Origin of the sequence: Fibrobacter sp. UWR2, from assembly GCF_002210285.1 — a bacterium.
In the GTDB taxonomy this organism is placed as follows: domain Bacteria; phylum Fibrobacterota; class Fibrobacteria; order Fibrobacterales; family Fibrobacteraceae; genus Fibrobacter.
In genome coordinates, this window is sequence record NZ_MWQE01000003.1 from 106,987 (window position 1) to 128,456 (window position 21,470).

General features: G+C 54.7%; 21 protein-coding genes and 2 tRNA genes. 17 read left to right on the top strand and 6 right to left on the bottom strand.

Translation table 11 applies throughout. The features are described 5' to 3' along the window. Nucleotide 1: 1 nt before the first annotated feature. The 9 genes from B7994_RS06380 to B7994_RS06420 all read left to right on the top strand — a co-directional run bounded on the left by B7994_RS06380 (nt 2) and on the right by B7994_RS06420 (nt 9,093). Complete coding sequence (locus tag B7994_RS06380) at nt 2–937, top strand: AgmX/PglI C-terminal domain-containing protein (protein WP_088637638.1); 936 nt, start codon at nt 2–4, stop codon at nt 935–937. A gap of 122 nt (nt 938–1,059) precedes the next feature. Continuing rightward, entirely contained in the window at nt 1,060–2,352 is a 1,293-nt protein-coding gene (locus tag B7994_RS06385) for a hypothetical protein (protein ID WP_088637639.1), read from the top strand. Between the two features lie 85 nt (nt 2,353–2,437). Next, nucleotides 2,438–2,818 carry a hypothetical protein gene (locus B7994_RS06390; protein WP_088637800.1) on the top strand — a complete coding sequence of 127 codons (381 nt, stop codon included), beginning with the start codon at nt 2,438–2,440 and terminating at the stop codon, nt 2,816–2,818. Nucleotides 2,819–2,869: 51 nt separating this feature from the next. Then, nucleotides 2,870–3,892: a rod shape-determining protein gene (locus tag B7994_RS06395; protein ID WP_088637640.1), complete on the top strand. Its 1,023-nt coding sequence runs from the start codon at nt 2,870–2,872 to the stop codon at nt 3,890–3,892. Nucleotides 3,893–3,911: 19 nt separating this feature from the next. Further along, nucleotides 3,912–4,742, top strand: a complete 831-nt coding sequence (gene mreC, locus B7994_RS06400) for a rod shape-determining protein MreC (protein ID WP_088637641.1) — start codon at nt 3,912–3,914, stop codon at nt 4,740–4,742. Beyond that, nucleotides 4,732–5,223 carry a rod shape-determining protein MreD gene (gene mreD / locus B7994_RS06405; protein ID WP_088637642.1) on the top strand — a complete coding sequence of 164 codons (492 nt, stop codon included), beginning with the start codon at nt 4,732–4,734 and terminating at the stop codon, nt 5,221–5,223. The genes mreC and mreD overlap by 11 nt, the downstream gene beginning before the upstream one ends. Next, on the top strand, nt 5,216–7,063 hold the full coding sequence (gene mrdA, locus B7994_RS06410) for a penicillin-binding protein 2 (protein ID WP_088637643.1): 1,848 nt from the start codon (nt 5,216–5,218) through the stop codon (nt 7,061–7,063). Before mreD ends, mrdA begins: the two co-directional genes overlap by 8 nt. Beyond that, nucleotides 7,060–8,313 (top strand): rod shape-determining protein RodA, encoded by a 1,254-nt coding sequence (gene rodA, locus B7994_RS06415; RefSeq protein ID WP_088637644.1) that lies wholly within the window; start codon nt 7,060–7,062, stop codon nt 8,311–8,313. Before mrdA ends, rodA begins: the two co-directional genes overlap by 4 nt. Before the next feature lie 66 nt (nt 8,314–8,379). Next, a complete protein-coding gene (locus tag B7994_RS06420) occupies nt 8,380–9,093 on the top strand; it encodes a ComF family protein (protein ID WP_088637645.1) in 714 nt (237 codons plus the stop codon). A 46-nt stretch (nt 9,094–9,139) separates the two neighbouring features. Here B7994_RS06420 and B7994_RS06425 read toward each other — a convergent pair. After that, nucleotides 9,140–9,220, bottom strand: a tRNA-Ser gene (locus B7994_RS06425). Between the two features lie 104 nt (nt 9,221–9,324). Between B7994_RS06425 and B7994_RS06430 the strand changes: the two genes are divergently transcribed. Then, on the top strand, nt 9,325–10,479 hold the full coding sequence (locus B7994_RS06430; RefSeq protein WP_233143087.1) for an HD domain-containing phosphohydrolase: 1,155 nt from the start codon (nt 9,325–9,327) through the stop codon (nt 10,477–10,479). Nucleotides 10,480–10,596: 117 nt separating this feature from the next. Here B7994_RS06430 and B7994_RS06435 read toward each other — a convergent pair. Then, nucleotides 10,597–10,669, bottom strand: a tRNA-Phe gene (locus B7994_RS06435). A 174-nt stretch (nt 10,670–10,843) separates the two neighbouring features. Between B7994_RS06435 and B7994_RS06440 the strand changes: the two genes are divergently transcribed. The 6 genes from B7994_RS06440 to B7994_RS06465 all read left to right on the top strand — a co-directional run bounded on the left by B7994_RS06440 (nt 10,844) and on the right by B7994_RS06465 (nt 17,027). Beyond that, nucleotides 10,844–13,387, top strand: coding sequence for a CotH kinase family protein (locus B7994_RS06440; RefSeq protein ID WP_158213095.1), 2,544 nt, complete (start codon nt 10,844–10,846; stop codon nt 13,385–13,387). Between the two features lie 97 nt (nt 13,388–13,484). After that, entirely contained in the window at nt 13,485–14,186 is a 702-nt protein-coding gene (locus B7994_RS06445; protein ID WP_088637648.1) for a ubiquinone/menaquinone biosynthesis methyltransferase, read from the top strand. Continuing rightward, a complete protein-coding gene (locus B7994_RS06450) occupies nt 14,183–14,758 on the top strand; it encodes a UbiX family flavin prenyltransferase (RefSeq protein ID WP_088637649.1) in 576 nt (191 codons plus the stop codon). Before B7994_RS06445 ends, B7994_RS06450 begins: the two co-directional genes overlap by 4 nt. Beyond that, entirely contained in the window at nt 14,752–15,645 is an 894-nt protein-coding gene (locus B7994_RS06455) for a 4-hydroxybenzoate octaprenyltransferase (protein WP_233143089.1), read from the top strand. The genes B7994_RS06450 and B7994_RS06455 overlap by 7 nt, the downstream gene beginning before the upstream one ends. Beyond that, nucleotides 15,632–15,862: a hypothetical protein gene (locus B7994_RS06460; protein WP_088637650.1), complete on the top strand. Its 231-nt coding sequence runs from the start codon at nt 15,632–15,634 to the stop codon at nt 15,860–15,862. The genes B7994_RS06455 and B7994_RS06460 overlap by 14 nt, the downstream gene beginning before the upstream one ends. A gap of 451 nt (nt 15,863–16,313) precedes the next feature. Further along, the gene (locus B7994_RS06465; RefSeq protein ID WP_158213096.1) at nt 16,314–17,027 is read left to right on the top strand and encodes a hypothetical protein; all 714 of its coding nucleotides are present in this window, start codon (nt 16,314–16,316) and stop codon (nt 17,025–17,027) included. Between the two features lie 22 nt (nt 17,028–17,049). Here the strand turns inward: B7994_RS06465 and B7994_RS06470 are convergent, their stop codons facing one another. From B7994_RS06470 to B7994_RS06485, 4 genes are all read right to left on the bottom strand, one after another. After that, nucleotides 17,050–17,928, bottom strand: a complete 879-nt coding sequence (locus B7994_RS06470; RefSeq protein WP_088637652.1) for a biotin--[acetyl-CoA-carboxylase] ligase — start codon at nt 17,926–17,928, stop codon at nt 17,050–17,052. A 46-nt stretch (nt 17,929–17,974) separates the two neighbouring features. Then, nucleotides 17,975–18,421: a hypothetical protein gene (locus tag B7994_RS06475; RefSeq protein ID WP_233143091.1), complete on the bottom strand. Its 447-nt coding sequence runs from the start codon at nt 18,419–18,421 to the stop codon at nt 17,975–17,977. Between the two features lie 90 nt (nt 18,422–18,511). Then, complete coding sequence (tsaD, locus tag B7994_RS06480) at nt 18,512–19,519, bottom strand: tRNA (adenosine(37)-N6)-threonylcarbamoyltransferase complex transferase subunit TsaD (protein ID WP_088637653.1); 1,008 nt, start codon at nt 19,517–19,519, stop codon at nt 18,512–18,514. Beyond that, nucleotides 19,516–20,535, bottom strand: a complete 1,020-nt coding sequence (locus B7994_RS06485) for a YbbR-like domain-containing protein (protein ID WP_088637654.1) — start codon at nt 20,533–20,535, stop codon at nt 19,516–19,518. Before B7994_RS06485 ends, tsaD begins: the two co-directional genes overlap by 4 nt. A 44-nt stretch (nt 20,536–20,579) precedes the next feature. Here B7994_RS06485 and B7994_RS06490 point away from each other — a divergent pair, with 44 nt between their 5' ends. Then, entirely contained in the window at nt 20,580–21,467 is an 888-nt protein-coding gene (locus B7994_RS06490; RefSeq protein WP_088637655.1) for an ABC transporter permease, read from the top strand. The last annotated feature ends 3 nt before the right edge of the window (nt 21,468–21,470 follow it).

Below are 21,470 nucleotides of genomic sequence, written 5' to 3' on the forward strand. Positions count from 1 at the left end.
TATGGCTAAGAAAAATACTCCTGTAGATCCGTTAGTTGCGGCTCTTATGCCTGAATCCGACAAGAAGATGGCCACCATCGCTGGTGCATCCGTCCTTGTCGCTCTCGCTCTTTCCTTCTGGGCTTCCACCTACGAAATGGTGGTGGACGAAGTGATCTTCGATTCTTCTGAAGGCCCGGACCTTACCGCCCAGATGTCTATGGACGAGAAGAAGGAAGAAAAGAAAGAAGAGAAGAAGAAGGAAGAGCCCAAGAAGCCTCGTAAGAAGGCTGGTGGTGGCGGTAAGCCGCGCGGTAAGGGGCAGCCCAACGCTCCGCAGACTCGTGGTGTGTTGAAGCTCCTCACTGCACAGACCAAGACTGCTAGTGCTGCTGCTTACGACCTCATGAAGAACCAGAAGTTCACCAAGGACATCGATAAGGTGCTCAAGGACGTGGCTGGTCTCCAGACGACGGGTAAGACTGTTCTCGGTGGCCGTCGCGGTAAGGCTGATGGTGGCTTCAACGAAGGTTACGCCGAAGGCGGTGCCGGTGGTATCGGTGACGGCCTCGCAGGCCTCTTCGGTGGCGGCGGTGGCGGTATCTCTACCAAGGCCAAGGGTAACATCAAGACCCCGTCTGCCCGTGATATCGACATGGGCGCAGGTGGTGGTTCCCGTTCCGCAGCGGACATCATGAAGGTTGTCCGTCAGCGTACTCCGGGTCTCCGTCACATCTACAACAAGTTCTTGAAGAAGAAACCGGGATTCCAGGGTAAGGTTACCCTGAAGTTCACGATCGCTCCGGGCGGTGAAGTTATCAGTATTTCCATTGCTTCTTCCACGACCGGCTACGGCGAGTTTGATGCTCAGATCAAGAGCGCCGTCGGTAACTGGACGTTCAGCAAGGTGAAATCCGGTAACACGACCGTTACGATTCCGTTCACCTTCTCTGAATAATCGTAGCTCTGTTGTTGAAAAAGGTCATGCTTACAAAAGCATGGCCTTTTTTTCATTTTTCTGTTGCGTTTTTGCTTTTTTTAATCTAACTTTATAACAGAATTTTTAATAGGAGTCCTCAAATGAAGTTGAGATCAGCAATTGCCGTTGGCACTGCTTTTGGCATTCTCGGGGTAGGTTCTGCATTTGCTACCTTCGCCCGTATCGAATCCATGGGCAAAAATACCACGTACATCATGGATGATGTGAGCATTTTTGACAACGCCGCAAACATCAACCTCTATCCGAACTACCTCATCGGTGAATTCGGACCTTACACGCAGAATGTTAAGACTGGCGAGAACCAGGATCCGATGCACCCGAACTTCGGCGGCATCTTCTCCATCTCGCTCGGCGACGAAAATAATCCGGATCCGCGTCTCTCCATCGGTGGCCTCTTCGGCCGTATCAATACCGATCTCGCTCGCTTCCTGCCGACCCGCGTTGTTGGCGAAAACGTCCGCGACACATCCCTGGTTCCCGAGACCGTGACGAACTTCGACGGCTTCCTCGGTGGTACGCTTTCTAACGGTGACGCCTGGGGCTTGCATATCTACATCGCTCACCAGGATGGTGGCTACGAGACTCCGAGTGGCACGTACCAAGTTGACGAGAACGCCTACGCCTCTATCGTGCAGGCTGATGCAGGCTTGAACATGCAGTTCGGCAGCAACATCGACTTCGAATTCTCTTTCGCCCTCGCCCGTATCCAGTTTGGCCCGGACCACAAGAACTTCTTCGATGATGGCGACTTCAGCTTCATCGCGAAGTCCCGCGCCTTCTTCACTCTCGAAGCCATCGACGGCGAACTGGTACCCGCGGTGTCCGCTAAGTTCATCGAGGCCCCGGGCATCGATAACAAGCACGCCCAGGTCGGTGTCGGCATCAACGTCGCCCTTGACCGCGGCTTCTTCTGGTTGGGCGCAGACTTCATCTGGGACCAGACGAAGGCTCACGACTGGACGGTCAACTACAAGACCGGCGAAACCATCTACAACTCCCAGGATAACGACGATCCGGCATGGGACAAGCGTCGCGACATCGGCGGCATGATCAGCTTCGGTATCGAACGCAATATCTGGTGGGACTGGTTCGTGATCCGCGTGGGTGGCCAGAAGTCCATCCTCTACACCGATTGTAATCAGAACGACAAGAACAAGGGCAAGTTCGGCATTTGCACGGACGACGGCAACTTCTTCAGCACGAACCCGCTTGCTGATGGCACGGCCGACGACCACGTGGGCTTTGGCTTCGGCATCAACATCGAAGAAAAGCTGAAGATCGACGTGACGGTTGCCGAAGACCTCCTCTTCAGGAACCCGTTCCAGGGCGAAGGCCGCATGTTCTCCAGAATCTCTGCGACTTATTCCTTCTAGTTCTGCTAGAACAAGACTCTTGAGGAATGCTCTCCAACCGGAGGGCATTCTTTTTTTTGTTGTGGCGATAACTATCTTTATCCGCATGAGATACACAATCCTTTTGACCTTGGCTCTTTTTTTGTTAGGTTGTTCTGAAAGAACGGAACGGATAGAGAATAAACTAAATGCATATGTCCAGGAAGACCTTAAGTTCATTGTCGCCCAGACGATACATGCCTCCGGCGACAGGAGTGGAATCCTCGATACCCCTTACTACCGGGTAAAGGATTTCAGACTTTTCGCGGGTGACACGGCCGCCGTCTATTCGGCATACGCCGAGGTGGACTTCTTCATTTACCAGGACATCCAGATGCACGAGAAGCGCAAGTACCGCTACAACGCTCATGCACGCCAGTGGGACCGCTACTACAAGGCGCTGAAATACGGGCAGGATTCGCTAGAGCGGACAGCGACAGCGAAATAAAAATGTTTTATATTTTCCACTGTTAGATTTCACCTTTTCAAAGGAAATATTTTGTTCGGACTTTTCTCCTGTGATATCGGTATCGACCTGGGTACGGCGAACACGCTCGTTCACGTGGCAGGCCAGGGCATTGTCATTAACGAACCCACGGTGATCGCCGTGGACAGCAAGAACAACCGGGTGTCGGCAATCGGATTCGAAGCGAAGAAGATGCTCGGTAGGACTCCGGGCGAGACCCGTGCCGTGCGCCCGATGCGCGATGGCGTGATTGCTGATTTTGAACTGGTGGAAACCCTGCTCCAGACATTTATCAAGCGCGTGCAGAAGTACCCGCTGTGGATTGTGAAGCCCCGCGTGGTCGTGGGCGTGCCGAGCGGCATTACTGAAGTGGAAAAGCGTGCTGTTATCGATGCTGCCCGCCAGGCTGGCGCCAAGGAAGTGCACCTGGTGCATGAACCGATGGCTGCTGCAGTCGGTATGGGCATCCCGGTCGAAGACCCTGTGGGTAACATGATTGTGGATATCGGCGGCGGTACGTCGGATATCGCGGTTATCGCCCTGAACGGCACCGTCTGTAACGCCTCTGTGCGCGTGGGCGGCGACGAGATGGACGAAGCCATTGTGCGTTACCTGCGCACGATGTACAACCTCCATGTGGGCGAAAGCACTGCCGAACAAATCAAGATCCAGATTGGTTCCGCAAGCCCGCTCGAAGAAGAACTTTCGATGGAAGTGAAGGGCCACGACTTTATCGCCGGCATGCCGCGCACGATGACGATTTCGAGCACGGAAATCCGCGAGGCCCTGAACGAGCCTGTTACCGCCATTATCGAGGCCGTAAAGCAGGCCTTGAGCATCACGCCTGCTGAACTTTCTGCGGACATCTACGACAAGGGCATTATCATGACGGGCGGCGGTTCCCAGCTGCGCGGGTTCGACGAACGTATCCGCAAGGAAACGGGACTTTCCGTGAACGTCATCGACGAGGCCCTGGTGTGCGTTTGCAAGGGCGCTGCCCGCATTCTCGAAGACTTGGACAAGTATCGCCCCGTATTGATCGCTTCTTCTAACTAAGGAGTGCGTACAGGGTCCGATGCTCAGGGCTTTCCGTTTCATTGTAGACCTGTTTACCCAGAGACATGGCATTGTTGCCTTTGTCTTCTTTCTGTTGCTCGGCATTCTTATCCGCCAGGCACCGCAGACCGTGCACGATAGCATCGTCTCTACGGCGCTCGGTACGGTGTTCTATCCGGCACAGTTGGTTGTGGCTTCTGTAAGCTCGTTCCGTTCTGTGGCGGCTGAGAACGAACACCTCAAGGAAGAGAATGCGCGCCTGCGTCAGGAGACGTATTACGCGAGCGAGGGCTTGCAGGAACTGACTCGACTGCACACGTTGGTCCGGTTTGACGACAAGTGGGATTACCCGATTGTGACAGCACGCGTGGTGGGTCACAATCCTGGAAGGTTCCTCACGACTCTGGTTATCAACCGCGGTACCATGCAGGGTGTGAAGGAGAACATGCCCGTGTTCTCGATGAATGGGCTTGTCGGTAAGATCACGAAGGCGACAAGCACGCATTCGCGTGTGCAACTTCTAGTCGACCCGAATCTTAAGTTGTCTGTGCTCGAACGTAAGTCGCGTGTGGTGGGCTTCCTTGAATCTGTAGATGGCCATTTGCTTACGGCGATGATTCCTTCGCATGCCGGTGTAGAAGTGGGTGACACACTCATCACTTCGGGCCTGGGTGGCATATTCCCCAAGGGAATCCCGGTAGGCACGGTGAAGGCGGTGCGCAAGTCGGATCTCGATGTGATGCGCCAGATGGACGTTGTCCCGTTCCAGGAATTTACGGCGCTCGAAGAAGTGTTCGTGATGGAGAAAGAACCCGAATGGATAATCCAGGAGTTACTCGATGAGCAATAATTGGAAATGGGTTCGCATGCTGTTGCTGTTCCTCCTCTGCTTTGCGATGCAGACGACTGTCGCGCAGTGGCTTTCCATTTTTGGTGCCGGTCCTGATTTTGTTGTAATCATGATTGTCTCCATCGCTATCACGTATGGGCCTGCGGCCGGTGTGCTGTGGGGATTCCTTGCGGGCTTTACGCAGGATATCTATGCCCCTGTGGAATGGCTTGGCGCCAACATGATTTCGTATACGGTTCTCGGGTTCCTTGTGGGCCAGCTCGAAGAAAGATTCCTCACGCTGAACATGCCCGCGAAGGTTGGCGTTCTCGGATTTGGGTTCTTCCTCTGCGATATGCTTTATTTCTTCCTCACGGGTCTCGAGAAGGATGTGGTGACGAATCTGTTCTTCTCCAAGACGCTTCCGGAATGTGCGTATACCATGGTCGTGGGTGCTGTCGTATTCCACTTGTCCATCGGGAAGAAAAGGAAGCATGTTTAAAGTTTTCGATAACGAAGGCGTCCAGACGAGAAACTGGCATGTGCTGGTTTTCATGGCGGCCGTGATTATCTTTTTCACGATACTCCTGGTGCGCCTCTATTCCCTGCAGTATACGCATTACGACGAGAACCTCCAGCGCTCGGAAAACAACCGCCTGCGCCGTGTGGTGGTGATGGCGGAACGTGGCTTTATCTATGACCGCAATGGCGAAGTCCTTGTGCGCAACCGTCCCTCGTACCAGATTGCCCTGCAGGCGATGCACCTGCCGCGCAAGGATTCCGTGCGCAAGATTGTTTTCGACAGGCTCCTGAACATCAAGGACAAGGATGGCAGTCGCCTTTTCGATTCCCTGTCGCTCGATACGGCGTTCCAGCGTACGCGTTGGATAAAGAACCGCCCCATCCGCATTCTAGAAGACGCATCGCCGGAACAGGTCTCGATTATCGAAGAGCATTCTTCGGAACTACCTGGTGTTGTCACCTTGATTGAGTCTAGGCGCGAGTACCCTTACGGTACGCTTGCGTCGCATGTGCTTGGCTATACGAGCGAGATTTCGGAAGAGCAGTTGAAGAAGCCCGAGTTCGCTGCGTATACGCAGGGCGACCGCATTGGCCAGAAGGGACTCGAGCAAGGGTACGATACCGAGTTCCGTGGCAAGAATGGCATGAAGCTCGTGGAAGTGAATGCGTCGGGCCGCGAAGTGGGGCAGGTGAAGGGCGTGGAGAGCATGTCGCCCGAGCCGGGACTCCACTTGATATCGACAATTGACCTCAAGTTGCAGAAGGTCGCCGAGGAGGCGATTGCGGATAGCGTGAAGGGTGCGCTTGTGGCGATTGACCCGAGGAACGGCGAGATCCTTGCGATGGTGAGTTCTCCGAGACTCGACCCGAACATTTTCTCGCTCAAGAAGCGCGAGCGTAACAAGGGATGGGCGCAGGTGGCGCTTGACTCCATGCGCCCGCTTACGAACCGTGCTATTTCCGGAACGTACACGCCTGCTTCGGTATTCAAGCTTGCGACTGCGGGCGCTGGGCTTGAAAGCGGAATCCTCTCGGAAACGAAGTATTACCCCAAACCCTGCACGGGTGGCTACCAGTACGGTGCGCGCTACCAGAAATGCTGGGGTGTGCACGGCAACCTGAACGTGGTGCATGCACTTCGCCTTTCGTGTGACGTTTTCTTCTATCAGGCGGGCCTCGAGATCGACATGAATCGCATTAACGAGTTTGCCCGCAGGTTCGGTTATGGCGAGCAGCCGCTCGGCGTGGACATTCCCGGCGAGAAGGGCGGCTGGCTTCCGGATTCCGTGTCGTTCAACCAGAGGAACAAGCGCCTGGGGTGGCGCTGGGCGAGAGGCCTTATCCTGAACCTCTCCATCGGTCAGGGCCAGCTGGTGACGCCGCTCCAGCAGGCGGTATTTGTCGGGTCGCTTGCGACAAACAAGGGCGTCTACAGGCCGCACTTTATGAAGGAACTGCGTGACAAGCAGGGGAATGTTGTCCGCCGGTATGAGCCGGAGATTGTCCGCCAGGGAACGATGAAACCCTCGACGCATAGGGTGCTCCTTGCGGCGATGGATTCCGTGGTGAACCACCCGGGCGGAACCGGGAAGCGCGGCGCATTGCCCGGGATACGTGTGGGCGCGAAGACGGGTTCCGGTGAATGGAAGAAGGGCGAGAAGACGCATGCGTGGTATGCGGCTGTGGCGCCCCTCTATGAACCTGAAATTGCTGTAGCCGTGATTCTCGAGGCCGCGGGCGGCGGTGGTGCGAAAGCCGCCCCCATCGCGCGCAAGGTCCTGATGGCTTATTTCGGGCTCGAAGAGGAGGAAAAGAAATGATTTCCGGTAGATTCCTCGATAAGACCCTGAAGGTGGACTGGCTCTTTTTGGCCGTGACGCTTGCGCTCATGGTCTGTGGCGTGAGCCTTGTGTATTCGGCCACGGCGAACTCGGAAAGCGTTTTCTACGAGTCCTTCTGGTTCAAGCAGATTGTCTATTTCGCGAGCGGCTGCCTGATTGCCGTGGGTATCGTGTTCCTGAAGATTGACTGGCTCAAGCGCATCTCTGCCCCGCTGTATATTTTGTCGCTCGTGCTTCTCTGTGTGGTGCTTTCTTCTGTGGGTGACGTGACGAAGGGTGCCGGCCGGTGGATTGACCTCGGCATATTCAAGTTGCAGCCGTCAGAGTTCGCAAAAATTGCCTACCTGCTCACGATATCGTACTGGCTTTCGAACCATCCGGTGAGTCTTTACAAGGTGAAGACATTTGTCGTGCCGTTCCTCCTGTTCATCGTGCCTTTTGCGCTCGTGCTGAAACAGCCCGACCTGAGTACGGCGCTCGTGTTCATCGCGGTGACGCTTGTGGGGTTCTTCTTTGCGGGCCTTACGCTTACCGACATGTTCTTGCTTGCAAGCCCGGTGCTTTCGGTCCTGTTCTCGCATTCGCAGGCGCTGATATTCCAGGTGCTGTGGGGGCTCCTGATCTGTGCGGTGGTGGTGGCGCTGATGCGCCGCAGACTGCCAAAGGTGCTGACCATCCTTTTCCTTGCGATGAACATCCTTGCCGGTTACGCAAGCTCGATGGTATGGAACATGCTGGAACCGCACCAGCAGAAGCGCGTGAATACGTTCCTTGACCCGATGAGTGACCCGCTGGGCGATGGCTATCAGGTGCTGCAGTCGCTTACTGCGATTGGCTCGGGTGGCCTTACCGGAAAGGGTTTCGGTCAGGGCTCGCAGACGAATCTCGCGTTCCTGCCCGAGGAACACACGGACTTCATTTTCAGCGTGCTGGGCGAGCAGTTCGGATTTGTCGGGTGCTTCTTTATCCTCGTGCTCTACGCGCTATTCCTGTGGCGTGCCAGCTCGACCTGCAAGCTTTTTGCCGACCCGTTCATAACGCTCATTACCATGGGCGCCTGCACGATATTCCTGTTCCACATTATCGTGAATATCGCGATGACGGTCGGGCTCATGCCCGTGACCGGGCTTCCGCTCCCGTTCCTTTCGTATGGCGGTTCGTTCGCGCTTACCTGCATGGTTCTCGTGGGCGGGCTTCTCTGCATGCGCTACCAGGGCCGCCGTCAATAAAAAAAGTATCAATTTGGCTTAAATCCTGCGCGAAACCGTATTTATGTATAGGAGGACGGTTTCGCTATGGAATTTATCCGTCGTTGTTCTGGATTTCTATTTGGCATGGAGTGCCTCGGATGCGGTAGTGTTTCCGAACGGCTCGATCCGTGGCTTTGCCCTGCGTGCAGGGAGGAACTTTTGCGCGAGTCGCGGGAATACTCGTTCCCTGGCCCAGATGCCATGAGTCTATTCCCGATGCGCCCGCTTACGCGCAGGCTCATACATGCGCTCAAGTACAAGGGCCTCTCGGGGATGGCGTCGTATTTGGTGCGTCATTCCTCTGCCGTAGGCGAAGGCGGCGTGGCGCAGTCGATTGCGCTACTGGCAAGGCCTTACTACTTTGTCCCGGTTCCGCTCCACAGTTCAAGGTACAGGGAGCGTGGCTACAATCAGGCGCAGAGGATTGCTGCCGCATTAGCGACCGTTACGGGAGGCCGTGTGTGCAACTGGCTTGCGCGCAGGGAATTCAGGGTTTCACAGACAAAACTTTCGCGCGAGGAGCGGGAGTGGAATGTGGCCGGTGCGTTTGAACGCAGGTTGCCGCGCGAACTGCCTCGCCGTGGTACGGTGTTCGTTGTCGACGACGTGTTCACGACCGGCGCGACAACATCGTCGTGTATTTCGGCATTCGGGCGCGATTTCCCGCTCGATACGAAGGTCTGCACGCTACTTTACGACGAGCCTGTCACGGCGACGATGGACTTTGTCGCGGACTGCAAGATGGAGTGGAACGTGTGATTTATGTGGAAAGGAAAATAAAAAAGCTCCCTGGGGGAGCTCTTAGCGGAGGAAGAGGGACTCGAACCCCCAAGCCTTACGGCGGCGGTTTTCAAGACCGCTGACTTACCAATTAGCCTATTCCTCCAAAATCAGCGCAAAGAATAAAAAACTAAAGGACATTCGTCAATTGGTTTTTCCCCGGTGGCATTGCCGTAAGCAATTATTAACTAATTTTTCAGCATGGAGAACATGTCCGATAATATAGTGATGGAGAACAAGCGGGTCCTGGACCTTCTGTTCTCGTACATGCCCAAGATTGCTGCCGAAAGGAAGATGGATAACCTGCTCGTGCTTATGGCCGATATGGGGCGCTCCATTGTTATGGCGGATCGCTGTTCCCTGTGGCTTACCGATGAGGAACATGGGGAACTGTGGACGAAGGTCGCTCATGGGGTGAGCCAGCTTCGCATTCCGATTGCCGCCGGCTTTGTCGGCTGGTCCGTGAAGAACGGAGAGCCGCTGCTTATCGATGATGCCTACCTTGACCCTAGGTTCGACCATAGGAGCGACGAGAAGACGCACTACCGCACGACTTCGGTGATGACTGTGCCGCTGTTCGATTCGCAGGGCAAGGTGATGGGCGTGTTCCAGGCCATAAACAAGCAGGGTGACCAGAAGATTTTCTCTAGTCAGGACCTCGAAAGGCTTTCGCTTACGGCAGTCTATTCCGCAAAGACAGTGGAATCGGCGCGCCTCACGTCGGCGGTCGAGGACTCCAAGGACGAACTCGAAGCCACACAGGAAGAACTGATTCATATCCTGGGTGATGTTTCCGAATCCAGAAGTCGCGAGACGGGTGACCATATCCAGCGCGTGGCCGAAATCTCCTACAAGTTGGCGCAGTATTACGGGCTTCCCGAAATGGAGGCTCAACGCATCAAGCTTGCTGCCCCGATGCACGATTTGGGTAAGGTGGGTATTCCCGACGCTATCCTGAACAAGCCGGGCCGTTTTACCGACGATGAATACGAGGTGATGAAGTCCCACGCCATCAAGGGCGAGGAAATTCTCCTCAAGTCCAAGCGCGATCTTTTGAAGTTTTCGGCATTGCTTGCCGGTTCCCACCACGAACGCTGGGACGGCAAGGGCTACCCGCGTGGACTAAAGGGCGAGGAAATCCCGCTGGCGGGCCGTATTTGCGCTGTAGCCGATGTGCTGGACGCCCTCTCGAGCCCGAGGTGCTACAAGCCCGCGTGGCCCGAGGAAAAGGTCAAGGAAGAATTCATCAAGCAGCGTGGGTTCCAGTTCCAACCGGAACTGGTGGACGTGCTCGTGGAACACTGGGACGATATCTTCGAGTGTTTCAGGCAGGCTCGTGCGAAGTTCGAGGCCGCCGCTGTTTAGCAAGCGCGCCTGTGTTGTGAAAACTTTACGGAACCCGGGATAAAGGGTTCCGTTTTTCTTTCGGAGAGATTTCTTTTCTGGAAAAATGAAAACCCCCGACTTTCGTCGGGGGCTTCGTGGTTCCGATTGGAGTTGAACCAACGACACGCGGATTTTCAGTCCACTGCTCTACCAACTGAGCTACAGAACCATTTGGTAAGCCAAAGATAGAAGAAAACGTGATGTTTGTCAAGGGTAAATAGAATATTACCGAAAATATTTTGTTTTTTGCTCAAATTCTTCTAAATTTAAGGTTGGATGTTTTGATTGGGTTCGGATGGGACTGTGGGGTCCCGTTATTGTCAATTCTTTTATAGGCAGTTCTATGCGTCGAAAAAACTTTGTCCGGATCTTCGCTGTCGCGTCGTTGCTTCTTGGATTGTACGCCTGTTCTGATGGGGAATCTACTGGTCCCATTGTCCCTCCCATAGAATCTGCAGGTTCTAACGGTGGTGGTAATTCCAGCGGTGGAGAACCGGGTGTTTCGAGTTCTTCCGAAACTGATATTGATACCATTCGCAAGATTGTTAATGGCGATACGGTTTACGACACGATTCATGTCCGTAAGCCCAAGGATTCGGTCGCTTACTGGGTCGGCAATTCCGCTCTCGTGATAACCGAAATCTCTCCGCTTAACCTGAGCTGGCTCGACGAAAACGGTGAGGATCCGGCGTGGGTCGAAATTTACAATGCCGGCAGTGAATCGGCGAACCTGAAGGGTTATTCTCTTGTCGAAAGCCGCGAGAAGCCGCGTAAGTGGGTCTTTGGTGACGAGATTATTGCCTCGAAGTCTTTCCGCGTCATCTTCTGCGACAAGAAGAATGTTGTCGAGATCGCTAACGGTGGCGATTCCGATGGGAAGCATCCGCGCCTCCATACGAACTGGAAGATTGAGAAGGATGGCGGCAAGGTATTCCTGATTGACGATCAGTACGGTATCCGTGACTCGGTCGAGTATCCTGCAATCAGTTCGGGTGACGTGAGCTGGGGTATTACGGATGGCGGTGTCTGGAAGTACTTTGACAAGCCGACTCCGGAAGCGCCGAACACGAATTCCAAGGCCTACGATGCCATGGCTCCCTCTCTCGACCTGAGCCAGATAAAGGGTGGCTTCTTCAATGACCAGGTGACTATCAACCCGCCGTCGCTGCCGTCCGGAGTCAAGCTCCGCTGCACGCAGGATGGTTCTGTCCCGACGGCGAATTCCCAGGAATTCAATAGCCCGATAACCTTCACGAACAGCACTTCGTTCCGCTGTGCCGTATTCAAGGAAGGAACGCTTTCCAAGGAAGTGGTGACCAAGACGTTCTTTATCAACCAGTCGGTCCGTATGCCGGTTGTCGCTATCAGCGTGGATCCTGAATTCTTCAACAAGCACTACATCCAGCCGGAGGCCGGTCGCACGAATGCGGATAATCCGGAATCGGCTCCTGCAGGCCTGTACGAGGATGTCGAGTACCCCGTGCATGTGGAATACTTTGATAAAGGCAGCAATTCCTCGTCCAATACCTGGGAAATCGATGCCGGCATCTCGATGATGGGTAACTACAGCCGCCTTGAACGCAAGAAGTCTGTCGCTGTCGTGATGCGCGAGGAATACCAGGATGGCTGGCTGCACTACTCGCTGTTCGATACCCGCAAAAAGGACGACGACAAGTACAAGGGATTCAACCTCCGCAACAATGGTAACCGTTTCGTGAGCGACTACTTTGCCGACGCACTCGGTGGGGCCATCCTCGAAGGGAGCGGTATTGACTACCAGCGTAGCCGTCAGGTAGTGGTGTACTACAACGGCAAGTACTTCGGCATTCACGACATGCGCGAACGCTTCAACAAGAACTATATCGAGTCGAACTACGGTATTGATGCTTCGACCGTGACGATGCTGAAGCACCTTACCGAGACGGTCACGGCAAGCAACGGTTCTCCCGATGAATACATTGCCATGCTTGAATATGCCGCCAACAACGACTTCGGTAAGACTGAAGATAGCTCCGAAGTGGCGAAGCAGAGGGCTGACGAAAACTACGCCTATATCAAGACGATGATGGATGTCGGCAACTTTGCGGACTACATGGCCGCCGAAATTTATATCCATAACGGTGACTGGCCGAACAACAACGTGCGTGTCTGGAAAGCTCCTGGTCAGAACTGGAAGTTCATGGTCTACGACCTGGACCACGGATTTGACTGGAAGTGGAACGTACAGGGCTTCGAGCAGAGCACGAACATGTTTGACTGGGTCAAGCAGGGTGGACGTTCCAGCGGAAAGTGCTACACGGGTAGCGAAAAGGATTTCAAGGGTGACAAGGCTCATTGCTTCCATGTGCTCTACACGCGCCTGATCAAGAACTCCGATTTCAAGCGCCTGTTCATCAACCATTCTTCTGTGATGCTTCATAAATACCTGAATGCCGATGTGATTGAAAGTGTCCGCTCGAAGATGGCCGGTTCCATCGATGAAGCCGAAGCAGACAGGGACCTTAAGGAAAACGGACAGACGGACCGCGGTTACGGCTCGTTCACGGTTTCCAACTCGAGCATTAGGGAATGGGCTGAAGAGCGCGACCGTATAATCAAGGAACAGTACCAGAGCGAATTCAAGGTCCATGACATGGTCACGGTGTCGATTTCTTCGAACGGTAGCGGCCAGGTGCTGATGGAAGGGATGAACCTTCCGGGAAGCACGGCCACTTCTACGAAGTACTCGGGTAAGTTCTTTAGCGGAAACGATATTGAACTGACTGCTGTGCCGTCTGGCGGATCCGTATTCGATAGCTGGTCTGGCTGCACCGCTGTGGAAGGCAAGCCGGAAACCTGCCGTGCAACGATTACCGATGGCTTGACGATTACGGCGAAGTTCAAGTAAGGCTTGCTGTTTCGGGAAAGGATTTGCGCGGGCTTGAAGCCCGCGCTTTTTTTTAAACTGTCATCCCCGCAAAGGCGATATTTCTAAATTTGTGTGCATGAAAAGCCCCGTGCGCAAGATGTTCGACGATATCGCCAACCGTTATGATTTCTTGAATCATACGTTGAGTGGCTGCCAGGACATTCTGTGGCGCAGGAGTTGCTGCCGCGAATTGAAGCGCATGAAGCCTGGCAAGCGCCTGCTAGATCTGTGTGGCGGGACGGGCGATTTTGCTGCGACCTACGAGAAGTTCAATGGCGTGCAGGATGTCGCCATCCTTGGCGATTTCTCGTACGGCATGCTGAAGGGGGCCGCGGACAAAAAAACGACTGCGGTGCCCGTGCAGCTTGATGCTATGAAGATGCCTTTTGCGGATGCGACTTTCGATGTCATATTGAACGGGTTCGGGATGCGCAACTTGCCCGATGCGGAGGGCGGCCTCCGGGAATCCGCACGCGTGCTTGCCGATGGCGGGTACCTGCAGGTGCTCGAATTTTTCTCCCCGCGTAATGTGTTCAACAAGTTTTTCTACAAGTGCCTTGCGCCCCTGTTCATCCCGGTGCTGGGAGCAGTGTTCAGCAAGCGCGATGCCTACGAGTATCTGGTGAATTCTATTATCCGTTTTTTACCGGTGGCAGACTTTGTCGCGCTTGCCGAAAAGAACGGCTTTGAACTCGTGCATGTGAAACCCTGCTTTTTCGGGGTGGCGTACCGCGTGCTTTTGCGTCGCAAGTCGGCTACCGCGGGGGGTGCGCGATGAGCCGCTATGTCCTCGGGGTGACGGGTGCGAGCGGGGCAATCTATGCCACGCGTACGGCGATGTACCTGAAGCGCCTTGATCATGAGGTTTCGCTTGTGGTGACGGCGCCCGGCCGCGAAGTCGTGGAATACGAAGGTCAGGCATCGCTTTTTGATTTTGCAGATAAAGTATTTAACGTGGATGACTTTTTTGCGGAATGCGCGAGCGGTTCTGCCGACTATGCGGGCATGGCCGTGGTGCCGTGCTCCATGGGCACGCTTGGCCGCATTGCGGCGGGGACTTCGGATAACCTGCTGGTGCGTTCTGCGGATGTTTGCCTCAAGGAACGCCGCCCGTTGGTAATCGTACCCCGCGAGATGCCCTATAACTTGATCCACATCGAGAACATGGAACGCGTGACGCGCGCCGGTGCGATTGTTGTGCCTGCCTCGCCGCAGTTCTACAGCAAGCCCGCATCTATCGAGGAACTCGTAGATACCGTCGTAGCAAAAATCCTGAAACACCTGGGCGCAGCTTCGGTGGAGGATTGTGCCAAGATCGTGAAACCGTGGAGCGGGGGTCCTGTATGCTGAAGAAAATATTAGAGTTCGGTCACTTGGTTCGCTTTAGCCATTCGCTTTTCGCGATGCCGTTTGCCATCGGTTCCATGTGGGTTGCCGCCAACGGTTTCCGCGGGATGGAGGTGGCGGCTGCCGCCAAGATGATTGCGCTTATCGTGGGCTGCATGGTGACTGCCCGCAATAGCGCCATGAGTTTTAACCGCATTGCAGATGCCGATATCGACGCGAAGAACCCGCGCACGGCAGGGCGCCACTTGCCGGCGGGCCGCCTAAGCAAGAAATCCGTGATTGCGTTCCTCGTGCTGAACGGTGTGCTTTTTGTACTGTTTGCCGCATTGCTGCAGCCGCTGGCCGGCCTGCTCGCTTTGCCCGTATGGCTTTTGCTGCTTTCTTATTCTTACTGGAAACGCTTCAGCTGGCTTTGCCACTGGTTTCTCGGGTTTGCGATAGGGATGAGCCCGCTGGGCGCCTGGATAGCCGTGCGCGGCGAGTTTGCCGTCTTCCCGATTTTCCTGCTTGTGATTCTCATGCTGTGGATGGGCGGTTTCGACATCATCTATGCCACGCAGGACGAAGAAATTGACCGCGCGATGGGGCTCAAGTCTGTGCCTGCGCGCTTTGGCCGCAAGCGCGCTCTGCAGATAGCTTTCTGGAGCCATATCGCGATGCTCGCCCTGTGCGTCGCCTTCGGCTTTGTCTGGGGCGTCGGTGCCGCTTGGTGGGTGGTGACCGCCCTGATGGCCGCCGCGGTCCTTTACATTCACTTATTCCGCAAGTCCGATGACCTCGATGCCATGAACCGCGACTTCTTCTTGGCGAATGTCGCCATAAGCGTGCTCGTGATGGCGGGGCTCATCGTGTGGATTTGCCTGGGAGGCGATGTCAATGCCCTTTATTAAGAAGACGAACGGGAAGTTTACCCTCGAAGACAAGATCAAGATGTTCGAACACATGGGCGGTACGGCGGCCGTGCTTGCCCTGCTGATGATTGTCCTTATCGAAACCGGAATTGCCGGGGAATACGAGGGCCTTGCCGATATGGGGCTGACCGCCATGATTGTGGTGCTCGCCGTGTCCCTTGCTGGGAGCATGTTCTTCAAGGGAAAGCGGAAGTAAGGCCGTTTTTTTAAAAAACGATAAAAAATGAACCCTAGCCATTGCGGCTGGGGTATTTTTGTGGGTTTTGGGTTGTATACAACGTTGTGTAAGAAATTTGTATGAAATTTTATGTGCTTTATGCTTGGGAAAGGGAATGAAATAAGATAGTTTTCAGTCTACAGAAACAAAAGGAGTAATATATGAGTATTGGTGGAAATGATGCTGTTGAATATGCGGAGCAGAATCCGAAGTGGAGATATCGGACGTGCTGCTGCTGTGGAAGGAAGTTTAGGGTGAATGTAGCCCTGTTCCCGCATGATGAGATGTGTGGTAAATGTAGGGAGAAAATGAGTAAGGATGACTAGTAGTCTGTAATATATAAGGTAAAAAGAACGGGTCGGCACACTTTAGGAAGCGAAATATGGCGTCATTAAAATTTGTTTTGCTGCTTTGCGTCCTATTGTGTGCTATGTTCCCATTGAGTTTTACAATAGCATTGGTGGTTTTTATTGTGAAGTGGATACTTCGTGGTATTTCGTTGTTTATTCAGCAACTGGTGTTTGCGGAAATTGTCTTTAAGAAAGTCCATAATGGCGGCTTGGCCGTTTTTATTAGAACGGTGATTACAGGGTCCTTTATCTCCTTGTTTGTTCTAGTTGTCCATCGTGGACTTTGGTGGGATATTTCTCCCTGGGACCGTATTTTTACTTTGGAATGGTGGGATCTTGATGCCCGTTTGGAACTGCTAGATGAATGGTGGAAGTATTGTGGCATCTATGCTGCAGTTTATACTTCGTATTATGCCCGTTTTGTTAGCCAATGGACATATATATCGAATTTGTACAATCAGATAAAGAATGCCGAAATTAGCATGTGCATAGGGTGCGATGGAAAAACTCCTTGTACTCCAGATGTGAGCGTGGTTAATTGTAACCGGTGCGCTGCGTTGAAATTAAATGGATGGAAAGCCGGCTTTATAGAAGATGCCGAAACACTTCATATGGTGACGAAGCCTTTGTTTGCTGGGGTTATCTATTCATGGCTGACAAAAAACGATGAGGTTGCAAAAATATATAAGACTCATCATTCCGAGACCTATGCCGCATCAGATAATCCTGAAGAACGGCTAGCAGCGTTGATAAAAAAACTAAAAAAGAGTCTAAAAATAAAAGAGGCTTCTTAGTGCAGATTTTTTGTGTCTGCTTCTACACTTCCAGATCGGCGGAATAGACGACCTCGGTAGTTCCGTCATCGCATTCGAATAAGAGGCTGCCGTCGGCGCGCATGTCGGCGATGCGGCCTTTTTTCTTTTGCACGCCTGTTCCGCCATCGCGATTTTCGTCGGTGCAGTGGTTGTTCACGACGATGGTGCCGCGCGCACCGATGAACTGGTCCATCTTGCGCCAGGCTGCAACCCACGGGGTAATCCCGAAGGCCTTGAATTGCCCGATGGCGCGTTCCAGGTTCGCGATAAGCGTCTGCAGCAATTTTTCACGGTTGATTTTGCGGCCCGCGATTTCCTTGAGCGTCGTCACGGCTCTGCCTAGAGTGGCATAGTCGCTTGCGTCGCTGTTCACGTTGATTCCCACTCCCATGCTGATGGTGGGTGCCGGCGCAATTCCGGACGTGTTGGATTTTATATAAACTAATTCCGCGAGAATCCCGCAGAACTTGCTCACGCCGCAGAGGATGTCGTTGGGCCACTTGACGGTCACCTTGCCGATTTCCTTGTTGCCGAGTCCTGTGCTTTCGCCGGATTCCTGCAGGTTGCGGAAAGTCTCCGCGAAGGTAATCGCCGCCACCTGCGTTATCTGCGGGGCGTCTTTCAGGAGGATGCCGTCAAGCGGGATGAGTATGTTGAAGTACAGGTTCTTGCCGGCGGGGGAATTCCATGTGCGTTCGTGTCGACCGCGGCCAGCGCTCTGGGAGTCGGCGACAATGAGCGTCCCGGGAGGGATTTCCCCCGCTGCGGCGAGCGACTTCATAAGGCTGTGAGTGCTTTCGATGCTGTCGTAGAGTAGGGCGGGCGCACTGCCGAAGCCTGTAAGGTGCCAGTCCGTGAATCTTGATTCGGATGAAAACATTTTCAAATGAAGATCCCCGGTCGGAGCCGGGGATGACAAAGCGGACTTATTCCTCGTCTTCCTTCTGCTCCTGCAGTTCCTTGAGCGCCTCTTCGGGGAATATCGCGAAGAAGTCGCGCTTGCGGTCTTCGAAGAGCTGCAACATGCGTTCCTGCTCGAACTGCTCGCGGTCGATGTTCTGCATGAAGAACTCGTCGCGGGCGAAATCGCGCGTGGTCATCATCTTCTTGATGTCTTCGGAGAGGTCGACGTTGTCCCAAAGGATGTAGTACGACTGAACGTCGAGGCTTCCGAAGATGTCCACGTTGAGCTTGATGGAATTGCTCTTGCTGGAATCGACGAGTTCGACCCTTGTCTCGCGCTTTTCCGGACGGAATATCTGGGCGTCGCTGACGGGCTTGTTCACGTCGATATCGTCTGCGGGTGCGAACGTAAACAGGGTGCAGGCGAGCACTCCGGTACAGATGAGGATTTTACGCATTCCCGTAAACATGTCTATAATATAGCATCAGGAGAGTGAAAAGAAAAGAGTCGCGCAAAAGTACGTGAGGAAAATCCCCTTTTTTGCGTCTAAATTAGCAGTTTAGGGGGCCAATGGCATCCAGGGTTTCACCACGTCGATGGATTTGAGCAGGCCCTGCCTTTCGCGCCGTATGGCGGCTGCGGCAATCATAGCTCCGTTGTCTGTGCTGAGGCTCCTGTCGGGCACGCAGAAGCGGATCCCGTGCCTGCCGCAGTAGTCCTGCAACCTTGTCCTAAGCCAGGCGTTCGCGCTCACGCCGCCACCCATCACGAGTGTCTTCATGCGGGTTTTCTTGAGCGCGTTGATGGTTTTCTCGACGAGGCTCCCGACAATGGCGTCCTCGAGCGAAGCGCAGATGTCGCCGAGGTTTTTCTGGATGTATTCCGGATCGTGCGTCTCGGTGTAGCGCAGCACCGCGGTCTTTAGCCCGCTGAACGAGAATTCGCAGTTCTCACGGGAGTGTAGCGCTCTCGGGAATTCCACGAAGTGGCGGTCCCTGCCCTGGGCGAGCCTGCTGATGGTTGCGCCCGCGGGGTACTTGAGCCCGAGTAGCTTGCCGCACTTGTCGAAGGCTTCGCCGGCCGCGTCGTCGCGGGTGCGCCCGATGCTGGTGTACTTGAAGCCGGGTTCCTCCATCACGAGTTCCGTGTGCCCGCCGGAGACGGTGAGCGTGAGGAACGGGGGCTCGATGTCGGGGTTGCTGAGCCACGCGGCTGCAAGGTGCCCTTCGAGATGGTTGATGCCGTATGCGGGTATAGAGAGGTCGCGTGCGAGGCCCCGCGCAAAGCTTGCGCCCACGAGGAGCGGTCCCATGAGTCCCGGGCCCGTGGTGTAGGCGATGGCTTCGATGTCCTTGAGGTCGATGCCTGCTTCCTTGACTGCGGCCTCCGCGATGGGGGCGATTTTCTGCAGGTGCGCGCGTGCTGCGATTTCGGGAACGACGCCGCCATACAGGGCGTGTTCGTCAATCTGGCTGTAAAGCGGGTTGGAAAGGACCTTGAGCGGGTCGCTTTGCAAGATGGCGCATGCGGTTTCGTCGCAACTCGATTCGATGCCGAGCCAGATCATTCCAGAGTGCCCTCGGTTTCTTCGTCCAGGGAATCGGCGACAGCCGGTGCTGCTTCCTTGATTTCTTGCAGGGACACCTTGTCGGGCGAGAGCTGAATGGCCTTGATGGACATGTCGCGGTTCACGTTGGCGGGGAGTGAAAGCTTTACCGTCGGGGCGAGGCTGTCTACGTCCTCGATCTGGAATCGGTTGTACTCCACGAAGAGTTCTAGGTGTTCCTTGCTGATGGAATCAAGCGTGCGGTCGCCGCCGGTAATCTCGACGGATACCTTGTTCGGCTTCAGCACGAAGGTCTTCTTGTCGAACATGCCTATGAGCTGCACCGGGATATCGTTGAACGATTTTTTTGCAACTTTCTGGATGCTGACAGAAACGGTGGTGAAGGAATCCGCAGGCGCCACGTGTGACGGGAACTGGCTGAAGTCCAGCGGGACGGAGAACTTCGCGTCTCTTGTGAGGGTGTCGAACGCGAGCGTGTCCGTCGGGATTTCGAAAATGCGTGTGATGACGTTCCTTGCGCCGGCGATGGTGACGTAGTCCGGTTCGAGTTTCGGGGCGTCCGTCATTATGTATCCAGTGGCGGCATCGAAGCTGACCATTGCATGCACGGGCACGCTCTTTTCGATTTTCGTGTCGAGGTCAAGGTCTATGAACAGGCGCTGGTCGTCGGGCTCGATGAACTTGACGTTAGGGAAGCCGGGTGCGGAAAAGTTCTTCTCGTTGACGACCCTGCGGGTGGCTCCAAGTTCGGCATCCTGCAGGTCGACGATGATGGCCGCGATGGTTGTGTCGCCGCTCTTGATTTTTGAGCGGAGTCGCATGAGATCGAACGGCTCGCCCTCGAGCGTCACGTTCATGGTGCGCGGAGGCTTCGAGGCTATGGCGAGCATTTCGGGGAGTCGTACGAGGCGGACGGGAACGTCGATATCCACCTTGAAGGTGTTGAGCGAGACGACGTAGAGCCAGAGCGCTATCCCGAATATGAATGCCGTAATCTTTAATGCGATATGTTTCATAGGAGTCCTGCGGAGACCACCTAAAATTTAGTTATATTCACGTCGTGTTCGGACAACTTAGGTATCTAATATCGGAATCTTTTCGTGGGTGGAAGCAGCACCGTACGGTCATTCTGCCCTCGCTTTTGACGATTTTCCTGTGTTCGCTCCTTCTCGCGTCGTCGCTGACCGTCCTCGGGGCCGTTGCCCGCGTGCTGTCGGCCGAGGGTTCCCTGTATACGGTTGAGGCCTTCTTGCCCGAAAATGTACAGGAGGATTCCGTCGCGGCGATCCAGGCCCGCATGGAGCATCTCATGGGAGTGGATTCGGTCGAGTTCGTGAGTGCCGATTCCGCGCTGGCCGATTTCCGCAGGCATTTCCCGGGAGAGATGCTCGACCTTGTGGACGAGAACCCCATTCCTCCGTTTTTCCGCTTGAAGCTGGCGAAGGAACTGCACAATCCGGCTTCCCTCGAGGAGACGGTGGACGCCCTGTCGCGCGAAGGCTACTTTGAGGAGGTGCAGGCCCCGGTGGACTGGGCGACCCGCGTCTCGAAATGGAAATTCAAGATGGTGTTCTGGCCGGTGTGCCTGAGCCTGCTTTTGCTGGTGACGCTCTCGCTCATCATCTGCAATTCGGTGCGCCTTTCGCTCATGTCGCGTAGGTTGCTTGTCGAGAACATGAAGTATGCCGGCGGAAGCCCGTTCTTCATCGAGTTCCCCTTCGTGCTCGAGGGCGTGATGCAGGGGTTCCTCGGTAGCGGCCTTGCCGTCGTGTTGCTCCTTGCCATTATGGAATCCGTCGCGCAGGCTGTCCCGCTGGTTGCTGCGAATATCGGCGGCCTTGGAAGCCTGCTCTGCCTGGTCGTGCTGCTGGTGACGCTCATTTCGGCCTACTTCAGCTACCGCACCGTCCAGGAATTCCTGCTTGCGAAACGGAACGAACGGGATTAGCCG